General features: G+C 57.9%; 11 protein-coding genes. 1 reads left to right on the top strand and 10 read right to left on the bottom strand.

Translation table 11 applies throughout. The features are described 5' to 3' along the window. Positions 1-129 precede the first annotated feature (129 nt). From ACSQ36_RS01635 to ACSQ36_RS01590, 10 genes are all read right to left on the bottom strand, one after another. Complete coding sequence (locus tag ACSQ36_RS01635; RefSeq protein ID WP_436180693.1) at positions 130-774, bottom strand: response regulator; 645 nt, start codon at positions 772-774, stop codon at positions 130-132. A gap of 97 nt (positions 775-871) precedes the next feature. Next, positions 872-1,549, bottom strand: coding sequence for a response regulator transcription factor (locus ACSQ36_RS01630; RefSeq protein ID WP_213765779.1), 678 nt, complete (start codon positions 1,547-1,549; stop codon positions 872-874). A gap of 154 nt (positions 1,550-1,703) precedes the next feature. After that, entirely contained in the window at positions 1,704-2,351 is a 648-nt protein-coding gene (locus ACSQ36_RS01625; RefSeq protein ID WP_213765778.1) for a response regulator transcription factor, read from the bottom strand. A gap of 1,076 nt (positions 2,352-3,427) precedes the next feature. Beyond that, positions 3,428-4,135 carry a hypothetical protein gene (locus tag ACSQ36_RS01620; RefSeq protein ID WP_436180692.1) on the bottom strand — a complete coding sequence of 236 codons (708 nt, stop codon included), beginning with the start codon at positions 4,133-4,135 and terminating at the stop codon, positions 3,428-3,430. Then, positions 4,095-4,514, bottom strand: coding sequence for a hypothetical protein (locus ACSQ36_RS01615; RefSeq protein ID WP_436180691.1), 420 nt, complete (start codon positions 4,512-4,514; stop codon positions 4,095-4,097). The genes ACSQ36_RS01620 and ACSQ36_RS01615 overlap by 41 nt, the downstream gene beginning before the upstream one ends. Beyond that, the gene (locus ACSQ36_RS01610; RefSeq protein WP_436180690.1) at positions 4,492-6,384 is read right to left on the bottom strand and encodes an integrase; all 1,893 of its coding nucleotides are present in this window, start codon (positions 6,382-6,384) and stop codon (positions 4,492-4,494) included. The genes ACSQ36_RS01615 and ACSQ36_RS01610 overlap by 23 nt, the downstream gene beginning before the upstream one ends. Positions 6,385-6,490: 106 nt before the next feature. Further along, the gene (locus ACSQ36_RS01605) at positions 6,491-8,104 is read right to left on the bottom strand and encodes a tyrosine-type recombinase/integrase (protein ID WP_436180689.1); all 1,614 of its coding nucleotides are present in this window, start codon (positions 8,102-8,104) and stop codon (positions 6,491-6,493) included. Beyond that, on the bottom strand, positions 8,022-9,326 hold the full coding sequence (locus ACSQ36_RS01600) for a tyrosine-type recombinase/integrase (RefSeq protein ID WP_436180688.1): 1,305 nt from the start codon (positions 9,324-9,326) through the stop codon (positions 8,022-8,024). Before ACSQ36_RS01600 ends, ACSQ36_RS01605 begins: the two co-directional genes overlap by 83 nt. A 254-nt stretch (positions 9,327-9,580) precedes the next feature. Further along, on the bottom strand, positions 9,581-10,111 hold the full coding sequence (locus tag ACSQ36_RS01595) for a single-stranded DNA-binding protein (protein WP_436180687.1): 531 nt from the start codon (positions 10,109-10,111) through the stop codon (positions 9,581-9,583). A gap of 179 nt (positions 10,112-10,290) precedes the next feature. Beyond that, positions 10,291-11,493, bottom strand: coding sequence for an MFS transporter (locus ACSQ36_RS01590; protein WP_436180686.1), 1,203 nt, complete (start codon positions 11,491-11,493; stop codon positions 10,291-10,293). A gap of 328 nt (positions 11,494-11,821) precedes the next feature. Between ACSQ36_RS01590 and uvrA the strand changes: the two genes are divergently transcribed. Further along, the gene (gene uvrA, locus ACSQ36_RS01585) at positions 11,822-14,695 is read left to right on the top strand and encodes an excinuclease ABC subunit UvrA (RefSeq protein ID WP_436180685.1); all 2,874 of its coding nucleotides are present in this window, start codon (positions 11,822-11,824) and stop codon (positions 14,693-14,695) included. Positions 14,696-14,703: the final 8 nt, after the last annotated feature.

Below are 14,703 nucleotides of genomic sequence, written 5' to 3'. Positions count from 1 at the left end.
GCGAACCTATTTAATCAGAGCGTTCCTAAACATTTCTGAGAAACAACGCGTGTCCGTTTGTTGCCTATGCGATTCCGGTGGTGTCGGTTGGAACGGGAATTTCAACGTGGTTTGAACGTGGTTTCGACGTTATGCGAGGCCAATTTGCCTCAAGTAGTCGATCAATTCAGTCTCGCTTCTCAGCCCAAGCTTACGCATCGCGCTGCGCCTTTGCGTGCCAATGGTTTTCACGCTGCGCTCCAGGCGTTGCGCAATGCTGATCAGCGACAAGCCGCTCGCGTACAACTGGAAGACTTCCCATTCGCGGGCGCTTAGTACGCCGGCGCGACCGGTGACATTGACGAGTTCGTTGCCCAGAAGCGCCCCCGCGTGCTTCGAGACGAAACGTCCGCCATCGACCACCTCGACAACCGCCTGGTTCAGCGCTTCCATGCAATCGCGCTTGTCGATCAGGCCGTCCACGCCCAGTTCCAGCAACCCTGACAGCATTTGGGGCTGAGCGATCATGGTCACAATGATCACTCGCGGCCGCCGTGCTTGCCTCAGGAAACGTCGTAGATACGCTATGGCATTGTTTTCGCCGTTGATACCCCGCATGCCAATGTCGGATATCACGACCTCGCACGGAAAGCTGTCTATCCGGTCTGCGAGCGATTCAGTATCTGCAGCCGTAGCCACTACCTTTACTCGCGGATCCCGCTCAAGCCAGATGCGGATCCCCTCTCGCACGACCGCATGATCGTCTGCCACGATAATCCGGATTTTCGAATCCATTTTTGTTTTATACGCCTGGTACGTGATGGCCCACGTGTCTCCTGGACCTGATGTATACAAGTCGTGCTTGTATTGCGACGGCTTTTAATGCCGTTGGCTAAACTCCCAGCCGTTGTGCCTGGACCAGGCCACTGTCGAATGCAAACCGGTAAAGCTCGGCATCCGTCAATAACTCGAGCTTGCGCATGGCGGCGCATTTTTGCGCGCTGATTGTCTTGACGCTGCGACCGAGTTCGCGCGCAATTTCGGTGACATTGCCACCGCGCGCATAGCGAGCAATGACGTCCAGTTCGCGGCGCGTGAGTTTCTGTCGAATGATGTCCACCCGGTTTGCCGAACTCGCGTCCGCGAGCAGTGCGCGCACTGACGGTCCAAGATAATCCTCGTGCGCGAGCACCGTCACGATAGCCACATAGATAAGCTCTAGCCGGTCCTGCTTGCTGACTACCGCGTTGGCGCCCGCATCAAGGGCGCGCGAGATCAGGTCCGCATCCGTTGTCATGGATAAAACGACGATTGCCGCTTTCGGATGATGTTCGACGATGTATTTGATCAGATCGATACCATCACCATGCTCGCCGCCCGGCATGTAAAAATCCATGATGACGACGTCGCATTCCTGCTTCTCGAGTGCTTCCACCAGCCCGGTTGAATCCTGCGCCCGAGACACAATTTCAATGTTCTGCACATTAGCGATCAGGCGCTCGATGGCAAGAACAACTAATGGATGATCGTCCGCTACCGCCAATTTGATTCGTTGAGTGAACGCAATCATTTACTAACCTCTTCTAACCTGAAATTCGCCCAGGTGATGCGTCCGCTCGCGGCGGGTTTCAATTTACCGGTGGTTGCACGGCCCGCTGAAGGATCGTTGATTCGCGCCGTCATCGACATAAGATGCCTCCGAAAGCCTTTCGCAATCTGCAACATCACGTCATTCCGTGCGCACGTGCAAACGCGAATAATCCCGGATCGTTCTGGACCCCGAGCTTGCCCATGGCGTCGCGTTTCTGACGGCTGATCGTGCGGACATCGCGCTTCATGAAACGCGCGATCTCGGTGATCGACAAACCGCTCGCGAACATCCGCACGACTTCGATCTCTCGCGGCGAAAGGCGCGGGCCCTCTCCTAGTGCGTCGGTTTCTGCTCCGGCCACCGCCAGCGCCGAGACGATCGACGTGCTCAGGTAACGGCGTCCAACGCCTGCAAACTTGACCGCTGCCGCAAGCTCGTCCATGGACTCGACCTTGTTGAGCAAGCTCATTGCGCCAGCGGCCAGGATTGAACGGAGGATTGCGACGTTGCTCATGCTGGTTAGCACGACAATGCTGATGGCCGGCCAGTCCCGCCGCAAGCGCTTGATGAGACGCAGGCCGTCTTCCGCCTGCGAGCCTTGCTCGGGCATGGCGAAGTCGGTCACCAGCACGTCGCATGGTGTGTACACCAGCAGCCTCAGCAGCTCTGCAGCGCTTGCAGCCTCGGCCACGACTTCCAGATTTTCATCCATGCTGAACGTCGCTCGAATGCCGAGCAAAACGAACGGATGATCGTCTGCCAGAACGATTCGCAGTTTCAATGCTGCCTCTCAGTTTTTTTTGTATGCACTTCGGGTTGAATCCGCGCCGAGTGGCAACAATCAATTTGGTAATGCGCCGTTGCACATAAGAACACGGCGATAAGCCGCTCCATATAGGAACACTCTCAATGTTCCTGCTACACAGTGCGTCACTTCCAAGAGTTGTCTTATTGCACGCGGGTCGGTGTGCTCACTTGCGTGGCTTGTGCCTGCTATGGGCGACTTATGTCCGGCATGCTGCATCGCGCGGTTCAACGAGGATCAGAGTAGTTTTTAAGTGCCCGACGATTCCATACGAATTGTCCTAATCCTCTCGATCTAGAAACGATGCTCTAATTAGTTGCGAAATACGCAATCCGACGATGCGCACGGAGGACGGCTATATGTACCTGCCAACAGAGTGGCGGACAAAAATTGGGCGTTGTCGAGATTGGTCACTAATGGCACGGTCATTTGTCCACGCGCCTTTTATCCCAGTGATGGATACGCTGGAAACCCGTTCATCCTGGCGTCGTGCGCTGGAGCGGACAAAGTGAGCACGGCGACGCCCTGTGTTTCATATCGGACATTTTTTCCTGGTCTTCATATTTTTCGGTGGTCGCGTGCTGGCCCGGTGGCACGTGGCGTGATCGCAACGCTTATCTTCTCGATACCACCGGTCGAGCCGCGCCGAGCCCCGACAAGGCGGTGAACGCCAGCGACCGGTTGATCGTCGCCTCGACGTACGCACAACGCAAAAAGCCCGCACGAGGCGGGCTTTTTAGTCAAACGCAGCGAAAACTGCTTTGGTCGACTTTAGAACGGTTCTATTTCGTATTGTCGTAAACATTGGCCGCGGGCGTCTGTCGCGCGCGGCATGGCCCGTAGGGACCTGCATGAATCGTCAACTTGGGCTTCCGTGAAGCCTCTTCGTCGATGCGCGTTAGCGCGGGGTATAAAGCTGAGTTTAATTGGTCCGTCGCCCTCCGTTCCGGGCGAATGGTTGAGATTTTGTACTGTCTTTTAAAACGACTCCCCATCATTCCAATAAGTCGTCTGTCGCAGCAACTATGCTGAGTGGGCAGGAATTAGCGCCGTCATTTCCTCGCCTTGCTGATTAAATGCGATAGACCAAGCTCGGTTGCTATCTTCCAGACGTGCATGCGCGAGTACCGAACACCTAAACGGTTTTCTATCGCGACCCTCAGTCGCTCGTTAGTCCAGCGCTCTCCGTCAAGACCTTCGACCTTCGGAGAGTGTCGCAACGCCGCGGCAATCCATGAGAGCGCTTCCGGCGTGAGAACTCGAGAGCGCGAAGTCGTCGTTTTGCCTCGTCGGATTTTCAGTCGGTCAGCAAAGCCCAAATCGATCATGATTTGTCTGACATACACCCGGGAGAAGTCAGTGCCGAACCGATCCCGAATTACTGACTTGAGACGTCCATCGGTCCATTGATCAGAGTCGAAGCCGAAGGCGGCTGGCGAGCCACGAAGCGAATCAGCAATCCATTCAAGTGCCTCCGCGTTGAGCGCGGATTTCCTGCCACCAACGCCCATGGTTTCCAATGCGTCTAGTCCACCGACGTCGATGATCGCCCTATAGCGCTTTGCGCTCGCAGCCGAGATGCCAAGCTGGCGTGAAACAGAGTCAATGGTTTCGCCGGCCACGAGCATTTGACCCGCTCGCAGACGTCGGGCAACACTGGGCAACTGATTCTTTGGTGCGCGCATATTTGCGTCGATTGAGAGATAGGTGGTTGCCCCGTTATCGTCTTGCTTGTGTGTCGATCGGACGGTCGAACTCATCAATGTTCAGTCCGCGACGCGAACAATGATAGGCAATGCATTGCCAACGTTCGAGCCATTTTTGCTCCAGTAACTCATAACGCCTGAGCTCCGCCCGCAAATCCTCGATTGTCTGGTCAAGATATAAGAGCTCTTCATTCCGCGAGCGTGAGCGCGATCGTCGATGAGGAGTCACGAGCGCGCCTTTTGCCGTCTGGTAGGCAGTAACGATCAGGGGATGCCGGCTCAACGCCTGTCGAGTGAACCCTGAGAACGCCTCTATCCGTTCCCAAGTCAGCTTCGTACCAAGCTCGCCGTCTCTCCAACGCTCAAGTTCAGCGATGATGCCCGCTGCCTTGCGCTCGCTGAGTTTTACGTTAGCACGGATCGCTTTTGTCATTATGTCCTCGTCGGTCGATATAGCGCACAAGGTCCGCTTCAACGAAGTCCAGCATCGCCAATTGAACCATCAGTTGGTCGTACCGGGTGCGCAAATGTCGTATCCAGTCCGGCTCAACCAGCGCCTTGTCATCGATTTGACCTTGGACATTTTTTAGGCTTACGAAGACGACGGCCGCTTGTCGCTTGAGTTCGTCTAAACGCGACTCGTCGTGCTTCAGCCATAAGTAGTCGTCGCAGTTGTCCGCGCACTGCAAATGACGCGGACACGGCGACATCTGGAAGTCGTGCAGGCACATGCCCGGACCGACATCGTGAACTGCATGGATCCGTGCAACGAGAAACGTCCGGGCGCGATTGACGGGAAGCACGCCGACGATATCGGGTACCGCCCCTTTCATACGACCACCCATAATCTCGCTGACGACGTGCGCAACTCTTTCTGCTGGGCTCGAATGCTGGTACGCCCCTGTATCAGCTGCATGCTTGCGGCCAAACCACTTTGTCTGGACGAGATCGGGGGCACCACCTTCGTCGAGCATATGATTCAGGAAGTGGCGGAATCCATGCGAGCGGATGTCGATCTGTGCTCCGTCATCGCACACGATCCGACTGCGCTCGAAGATCGAGGAACATTCGCCTCGCCCACCAAGGAAGTCGCTAACACTCTGATCGGTGATGGGGCGCGCCGCATACAACAGAGTGGTCTTGGTACCGCGGTGCATCTGGTTTGCATAGACCACGCATAGCGCCTCATGCAACGCCAATCCAGACCCCAGCGCGCCCGGTATGGTCGGCAACGCCCAGTGATCAAGCTCCAGGCCCTTGAGCAAATCAGCGCGGCTGAACCGTATCCTTCCTTCCACGATCCTGTACGCAATCTTTCGGGCCTGCAGGAACTGGGCGACGTTTTTGCTTCGCAATCCAATCATTGCGGGCAACGCCACGCTATCAAGGTCAGCCTCGGATGGCACAGTAGATAGCAACTCTCCGGTTGACGCATATTGACGCGCAACGTCTCGCGCACCCTCTGTCGCCTCATGCAGTTCCGCCAACACCTCTTCTACCAGTCTTTCCGTTTCTGTTAGCAAAGGCTTAAGCTGCCAATCGACGGTTACGTCGTCAGCGCGGCCCTTCAAGCGCGCATAGCGAAGAACCTTGCTGCCGTCTTCAGCCACCGAAACGGGGCGCTCCGGTAGCGTCAGCATTTCCCCCACGCGCAAGCCGGTGCAGACCATCACCGTCGCAATCAGCACCATGATGCGATCGGCGCTTGCAGGATCGGTTGGAGCGGCATTACGCTCAATGCCTTGGTAAAGCGCACCTATTGCCTGTATAGCTTGTTCGTCCGGCAGACGGCTATAACGACCCGATGTTGTTTCCTCATCTTCCAAGCGCCGCGCATCTGATCGGAAACGAGGACGAATTTTCCGCCGGTATCGCCAATCGAGCCTCAGGCGGCACAAACCGTTACGATCCAGCATGTCGGCGAACTCTTCCATGTGCCCCACGACCTTGTAGGCCGATGATTGCCGTTCGCGGGCAAAGAGTACCGCTGCCGCAACGTCAAGATGATCGGCCGTCAAGTCACCGATATCATCGGCTCGATCCGCCATTGCCTCGACCACGTAACGCGTGGCCCGCACAAATACCATGTGGCTGCTTGCTAACTGGCCTCGTTGACGGTGTCTCAGGCAGACAAGTGCCTTGACTACATCACCAAACGAACCGCTTAGTGGTGCACCGACGTTGCGAGGTGTGCGGCTGTGATGCGTGAACAGCAATCGCTGCGCTGGCGTATCCGCTTTATACGCACGCGTGCGGTGCTCATACGCGCGCGTCACGTCCCAAGTTGCATCTTCCCAGAGCACCCCCGGGAACGGGACGGCAGCCCTCGCTCTTGACACGAGCGTCTCACGATTGATGACCCAGTTTGCCGACGGCATGCCAACCGCGCAGGTCGGCGCCGCCATCGACTTACGTCTGATGACCTTTCCTGCCAACATATTCATCAACCTCGCGGACGACTTGAGCAACCGCGTAGATAACATCGTCGAGCTGAATCGAGAGACGCAAACCATACTTTGTTTGCCGGTACTCGCGACTCGCCAGCAGTTCGTTCAGAACGGCCTGATGATCGGCTTCTACATATGGCTGGAATTTCGGGCAGAGATAGCACGAGAACGGCGGATCAAGCGCGCAGAGCCGATCCTGACCACACGCTCCGATCTCAACAGGCGGTACCGCTGATATGTCGCCTACAAATCGGACGCTTTTTTCTGGGTTCGAGCCGTTCACGGCGGACTCGGCAGAAGGCACCAACGTTCCACGAAAGAGCTTCATCAACGGCGCTATTTTCAGCGCCGCTGCACGGTCCAATATTTTGGTTAGACGCTTTCCTTTGAGCGAGTAGTAGACCTGGACATGCTGCGTATCCGAGTGATCGAGCATCGAAGCCAACACTCGCCGTGAGACGCCCAGTTCGACCATCGACGTTGCAAACGTGTACCGCAGTCGACGAGAGGTGATGTGAAGCGCGCGTCCTGTGCGCGGCGATACCAGATTCATCCGCACCGCGAACTGTTTGATGAGGATGCGGAATTGCTGGACCGTGATGTGATAGCCGTACTCACAGACGCCGGTGGACTGACGCCAGTGGTCAACTTCACTACGCATGAAGAGTGGTCGGGGGCAGGCGCCGCAGTCAATCGAACTGTTGGACGCCACAAGCGATTGCAAATGACCGGCTAGCTCGCCGCTCACGCCCTCTTCAATAAAGGCCTGGCGGGCACCGATACCCGTCTTCTTGATCCTTGGCACCACCAATGTCCATTGCTCCGGTACGTCAAATCCCTTCAGGATATTCTGCAGATCTGCCTCCCGTAGCAGACAGAAGTTGGCAGGATTGCGACCATAGGCAAGACTCAACGCGACTGCAGCACGCTGCATCACATGTACCCGCGACATGGATCCGTCCTCAAGCAACGCACGACGCAATATCGTTACCTCGGTATCCCAAAGCGGGCCGCAGTCCGGGTCTTCAAGTTCAACGGCCATGCGGGACGGTCGAGCCGGAATCCGGACGTCGTCCAGTTCCAGCGCAAATTCCTCGTCGAAACCAAGGCAGTCTAGTGTTTCTGAACACCAGGTGTACCAGTTGCGCAGTACGTAAAAATCGTCCATCGCCTTGCGCGCACGCAAGCACTGAATTGCCTTCTCCATCAATACGCGCATTGCACTCCTCAAGCGCAAGGGCTCATCGATAGCCGACAGTTCGTGCCACACTCCTCTTAATTCGGCCGACGCGGTGTCAACGTCGTTTGGCCGACCATGCAGCGCGCCAAGGACGGCGTCGATCTCGATCGCAACGGTGTTGCCAGACAATTGTGTCAGCAGCAGGATCGCCCAACGTCGCACCGCATAGATCACGTGCAAGTTCCAAACCGTGAGACCCGACCAATCGACAGCTATGTGCTCGGTTGCGACATTGAACTTCCAAACGAGGCCACTAAGGTCCATCCTGCGACCGTCCCGATCGACGATGTAATCGGGCAATTGAGGTAATCCGAACTGGCGCAGACGCGCGGCCATAGCCTGATTCACTTGACTGTTCGTCACATGACGCCCCGACGTTTGACTGGCCAAAGAACGCTGCTTGATACCCCAAACTGATCTGACACGACTCCCGCCTGATTGCGGCATCAATGTACGGCCTCATCGAACTTGATGAGCGCCAGCCGAAGAAGTACATCATGTCCTTCTCGACACGCTCCTCATCCAAGCCGCTATCCAATCCTGTTTTCCGGAAGTTCATGGCGCATGTGCTTCGCAGACAATGCGCATGCAGGTCGTCGTATTCAGGATGAACAGCAGCAACTTGATCGAGCAGCCCGTTCACGCGCATGAGGCTCATCGGCTGACCGCTTCGACTCAGGAACAAGAACGGGCTTTTGTTGGCACCGGGAATGGTCCTGCGCGTCCTGCAGATGTACTCGTTAAGGGATCGAGCGAGTGATGAATCGCAAGGAAGATGTCTAGGCTCGGTCTTGACCTGCGGCTCGTTGATTCGTGGATCAGAGGGATCATCGGGTGAACGTTCAACGCGAATTTCCGGGATCGCTCGGGACAGGCGGCAATCCGAAACCCGTAGCTTGAGCAACTCCCCTCGCCGCACGCCCAAAGTAACCATGATCAGTACGATCAGGAAGTTGCGTTGGCGATAGGGCGTTTTCCACGGATTGTCGGGAGAGTCTGGATGGCAGATCTGCAGCAGCCGTTGCAACCGATCGGCGGACAACGGCGCCGCGTGGACGGCAGACGGTATGCGCACCCGCGCTGCGCTCGCGAAGCTACGCTTCATAAGCAGCAACTTTTCGCGCATGTCGGGGATTTCCGAGCTGCCTACGGACATCGCTGACATTGAGCACTCAAGATGCCACACGACACATTGCGCGACAACGCTCAACCGGAATGCGGTCGTGGCAGGTGAGACCACGAGTTTGCGGACTTTCCCTGTCGTCAGGAAGTTGCGCCGTAGCCATGGATGAAGCCGACCGAAGATTTCTTCTTGCGTCAGGCCTTGTCCAGATCGTAAGCGCGCCTCAAGCGGAAATCCTTCCTGATACGCCCACACCCACAAGTAGCCAAGCACACGCAGCGTCTTGACCAGACTGTTCACAGATAGCCTAAGGCGCAAACGCTGTATCAGATATACGTTAATCCAGGTGACTGGCTGCCGCTCGGCATCGAGCAGGATCGGCAGACGCTCGCCGCTCGGGTGCAGGACCGTCACTACGTGGAATCGAGCATTCATGGATATCTCCCAATGCCTGAATCCAACATAGACGATCTTTACAGTTTTTCCGAGCCAGGACCCTGCGAATGCCCGCCCATGGCCTATCCGAAGTCAATCCGTTGACGGTAAGTGTTACCAACACAAAACCAGCGATCGCCGCGGTACCCCTACGGCAAATGTTGCGGATGTTCAGAGGCCGTAAAGCGCAGATAGAAAAAGGAAAACCCCGCACAAAGGCGGGGTTGATGTTTACACTTTTTGGTTACGGGAATTCAAAACGGAATATCGTCGTCCATTTCGTCGAAACCACCACCCGCCGGCGCGCTCGGCCGGCTTGCGCCGCCGGCGCTGCCGCCGCCTGCCGGACGTCCGGCCGCTGCACCGCCCCGGCTAGCACCGCCGCCGCTGCTACGCTCGGCGGGCGCACGGCTGTAGCCTTCATCACCACCGCCACCGCCGCCCGCGCCGCTGCGTCCACCCAGCATCTGCATCTGTTCCGCGACAATCTCGGTCGCGTACTTTTCCACGCCGGCCTGATCGGTGTACTTACGCGTACGGATCCGGCCCTCGATATACACCGACGAGCCCTTCTTCAGATATTCGTTCACGATCTCGGCCAGCCGCCCGAAAAACGACACGCGGTGCCATTCCGTCAGCTCCTTCATCTCGCCGGACGTCTTGTCCTTGAAGCGATCGGTGGTGGCAAGACGGATGTTGGCCACGGCGTCGCCGCTCGGCAGATAGCGGGTTTCCGGATCGGCTCCCAGATTGCCGACGAGAATGACTTTGTTGACGGATGCCATGATTTCTCCTGTTGATTCAATTCAATTCAATTTGACCTGATGCGGTGCGCTCGCAACGCGACACGCGGTGGCAGTCGACCTGTTCAGCAAGACCTGCAAAACCCGCAAACCTCATGCACCACGCTGCGGCAGAATTTCGCCAACACGGCGAAACACGCCCGACTAGAAACTAACATTGCTCAAACCGTGCGCCGGACTTTCTGCGGTGGCGGTTTCATGTTCGCCGCCACGATCAGCCATGCAAAAACCAACCCTGAGCACGCGAAAAATACAGCGCTCTGCCCGTCCACTTTCAGCAGCCAGCCGCCGATCACCCCGCCTATGGCGAGGCCGATCGACTGCGTTGTGTTGTAGACGCCTGCCGCCGCGCCCTTTCTCGTGCCAGGCGCGAGTTTGGAGACGAGTGACGGCTGCGACGCTTCCAGCACATTGAAGCCCAGGAAGTACACGAACAAAACCGCTGCCACTGACCACAGGGTATGCGGAGCGGCGCCGAGTAACAACTGGCCAATCAGGATAAGACCTATGGCGCTGACCATCACGGCCTTCATTTTTCCACGTTTTTCCGCGGCAATAATGGCCGGGACCATCATGACGAACGCCAGTCCCATCACGGGTAAGTAGACTTTCCAATGGGCTGCGACCGGCAAACCGCCCGCCTCCAGAATGCGTGGCACAACGAGAAACAGTGCGGTTTGCGTGGCGTGCAACACGAGCACGCCGAAGTTCAGTCGCAGCAATTCCACGTTGTGCAGCACTTCGGCGAACGGCGCCTTCGCGTGCACGGGCGGCTTGGGCGCGTCCGGGACAACCCAGATCACGACGCCGACCGCGAGTATCGATAAAAATCCGATCAGCGTGAACAGTCCGCTCATGCCGACCCATTCGAACACGATCGGCGCGCCGACGATGGCCACCGCGAACGAGACACCGATGCTCGCGCCGACCATGGCCATGGCTTTCGTGCGGTTTTCTTCAGAGGTCAGATCCGCGATAAACGCAATCACCGCCGACGATACCGCTCCCATGCCCTGGATCACGCGGCCGACGATAATCCACGTCATCGAATGGCCGACCGCCGCCACGAAGCTGCCGATGGCGAACACGATCAGCCCGAACGCGATCACCGGCTTGCGCCCGAGTTTGTCGGAGACCCAGCCGTAAAAGATGTACAACAGCGACTGCGTGACCCCGTAAGCACCGAGCGCGATGCCGACCAACAGCACGTTGTCGCCGCCGGGAAGGGTTTTCGCGTAGATGGAAAACACCGGCATGATCATGAAGAGACCGAGCATGCGCAGCGCGAAGATAGCGGCAAGCGACACGGTCGCACGCAACTCGGGCGCGCTCAAACGTGTGGACGTAGCAGACGGATTGGACATCGGGAAGAGGTAATGTGGAAACGCGTCTGGCCGTGCGCGCGGACGCGGAACTCAAGCACGGCCGCCTTGTGGTTGCCCGGAACGGCACTATATGAGACGGGTAGCTCAAGCGTCTGGACCTGCTCCAAACCTGCGCCAGGGCGGCACGCAAAACTCGCGCGATATTGCCCGAGCACCGCTTGAATGGACCGTCAGTGGACCATCAGTAATCCGCCAACACCCTTCGTAACCCCGCCGCACGCTTGATTGACGCCGATGAGCGCGGGCAACGCGCCCTCGAAAAGTCGTTATAGTAGCAGGTTTAGCCCCCTTACTTTCCGCCCGGTTCATGGAAGAAATTCGTATTCGTGGGGCTCGCACCCACAATCTTAAGAACATCAATCTCGACTTGCCGCGTCACAAGCTGATCGTGATTACGGGCTTGTCGGGTTCGGGGAAATCGTCGCTCGCGTTCGACACGCTCTACGCCGAAGGCCAGCGCCGCTACGTCGAAAGTTTGTCCGCCTACGCGCGTCAATTCCTGCAGCTGATGGAGAAACCGGACGTCGACCTGATCGAAGGATTGTCGCCGGCTATTTCGATCGAGCAGAAAGCGACTTCGCATAATCCGCGCTCCACCGTCGGCACCGTCACCGAGATTCACGACTACCTGCGCTTGCTGTTTGCCCGCGTCGGTACGCCGCACTGCCCGGACCACCACATTCCGCTCGAAGCGCAAAGCGTGTCGCAAATGGTCGACGCCGCGCTCGCCATGCCCGAGGAAACGAAGCTGATGATTCTCGCGCCCGTGGTGGCGGATCGCAAGGGCGAGCATCTGGAGCTGTTCGAAGCCATGCAGGCGCAGGGTTTCATCCGGTTTCGCGTGCGTTCGGGTGGGGGAACAGCGAACGAAGGCGTGGCGAAGATCTATGAGATCGAGTCGCTGCCGAAGCTGAAGAAGAACGACAAACACACTATCGATGTTGTTATCGACCGGTTGAAAGTGCGGCCGGACATGAAGCAGCGGCTCGCGGAATCCTTCGAGACAGCGCTGCGTCTCGCCGATGGCCGCGCAATCGCGCTCGAAATGGATTCCGAGAAAGAGCATCTGTACAGCTCGAAGTTCGCTTGTCCGATCTGTTCGTACTCGCTGCAGGAACTCGAGCCGCGCCTGTTCTCGTTCAACAATCCCATGGGCGCATGCCCCGAATGCGACGGCCTTGGCCAGATCACGTTCTTCGACCCGAAGCGTGTGGTCGCTCATCCGTCGCTATCGCTCGCGGCGGGTGCAGTGAAAGGATGGGACCGGCGCAACCAGTTCTATTTCCAGATGCTGCAAAGCCTGGCGTCGTTTTTCGAATTCGATATAGACGCGGCGTTCGAAGATCTGCCCGAAGACGTCCGCAAGATCCTGCTGTTCGGTTCCGGCAAAGAGGTCATTCCATTCTCGTATATCAACGAGCGCGGCCGGACGACGGTCCGCGAGCACGCGTTTGAAGGGATCATCCCGAGTCTGGAACGCCGCTACAAGGAAACCGATTCGGCGGCGGTCCGCGAGGAACTCGCGAAGTATCAGAACAACCAGGCGTGCCCCGCGTGCGAAGGCACGCGGCTGCGGACCGAGGCGCGCAACGTCAAGCTCGGCACGGGCGAAAATGCGCGAGCCATTTACGAAGTGAGCGGCTGGCCGCTGCGCGAGACGCTGGGTTACTTTCAGACGCTGCACCTGGAAGGCGCGAAGGGCGAGATCGCCGATCGGGTCATCAAGGAAATCGTCGCCAGGCTCACGTTCCTGAACAACGTCGGGCTGGATTATTTGTCGCTGGAACGCAGCGCCGAAACGCTCTCCGGCGGCGAGGCGCAGCGCATCCGGCTGGCATCGCAGATCGGTTCCGGCTTGACGGGCGTGATGTACGTGCTCGACGAACCGTCCATTGGCTTGCATCAGCGCGACAACGACCGGCTCATCGCCACGCTCAAGCACTTACGCGACATCGGCAATTCGGTGATCGTGGTCGAACACGACGAAGACATGATCCGCATGGCCGACTACGTGGTCGACATGGGCCCGGGAGCGGGCGTGCACGGCGGCGAGATTGTCTCGCAAGGGACGGCGAAGCACGTCGAGAACGACCCGAATTCGATGACCGGACAGTATTTATCGGGCAAACGGAGCATCAGCTATTCGACCGACCGCACGGCGCCGGACGAACGGCGGCTGCGGATCATCGAGGCCTACGGCAACAATCTGAAGCACGTGTCGCTCGATCTGCCGGTCGGATTGCTGACCTGCGTGACGGGCGTGTCCGGCTCGGGCAAGTCCACGCTCATCAATGACACGCTGTACCACGCCGTGTCCCAGCATCTATACGGTTCTTCCGCCGAACCCGCGCCTTACGAGGCCATTGAAGGGCTGGAACACTTCGACAAGGTGATCAACGTCGATCAATCGCCCATCGGCCGCACGCCGCGCTCGAATCCCGCGACCTACACCGGCCTCTTCACGCCGATCCGCGAGTTGTTCGCGGGCGTGCCGGCGTCGAAGGAACGGGGCTACGATCCCGGCCGCTTCTCGTTCAATGTGAAGGGCGGGCGCTGCGAAGCGTGTCAGGGCGACGGCGTGCTCAAGGTCGAGATGCACTTTTTGCCCGACGTCTACGTGCCGTGCGATGTCTGTCACGGTAAGCGCTATAACCGTGAAACGCTTGATGTCCAGTACAAGGGCAAGAACATCCACGAGGTGCTCGACCTCACTGTGGAGGCCGCGCACGAGTTCTTCAAGCCCGTGCCCATTGTTGCGCGCAAGCTGAAAACCTTGCTCGATGTGGGTCTTGGGTATATCCGGCTCGGTCAGTCGGCGACCACGCTGTCGGGCGGCGAAGCGCAGCGCGTCAAGCTTTCGTTGGAACTGAGCAAACGCGATACGGGTCGGACTCTGTATATTCTCGACGAACCGACCACCGGCCTGCACTTCCACGACATCGCACTTTTGCTCGAAGTGATTCATCGGCTGCGCGATCAAGGTAATACTGTCGTAATCATCGAGCATAATCTCGATGTAATAAAAACTGCGGACTGGGTCATCGACCTCGGTCCGGAAGGCGGCGCCGGCGGTGGCCAGATCATCGCGCAGGGGACGCCGGAGCATGTCGCACAGTCGAAGGCCAGTTTTACCGGCCGGTATCTTGCGCCTTTGCTGCAAAGGCCGAGATCGGCTGCATGAGGGATTCG

It is taken from the genome of Caballeronia sp. LjRoot34 (assembly GCF_964253815.1).
Taxonomy (GTDB): domain Bacteria; phylum Pseudomonadota; class Gammaproteobacteria; order Burkholderiales; family Burkholderiaceae; genus Caballeronia.
The sequence above is the reverse complement of the archived record's forward strand: the minus strand, read 5'-3'. Positions and strand labels throughout refer to the sequence as shown.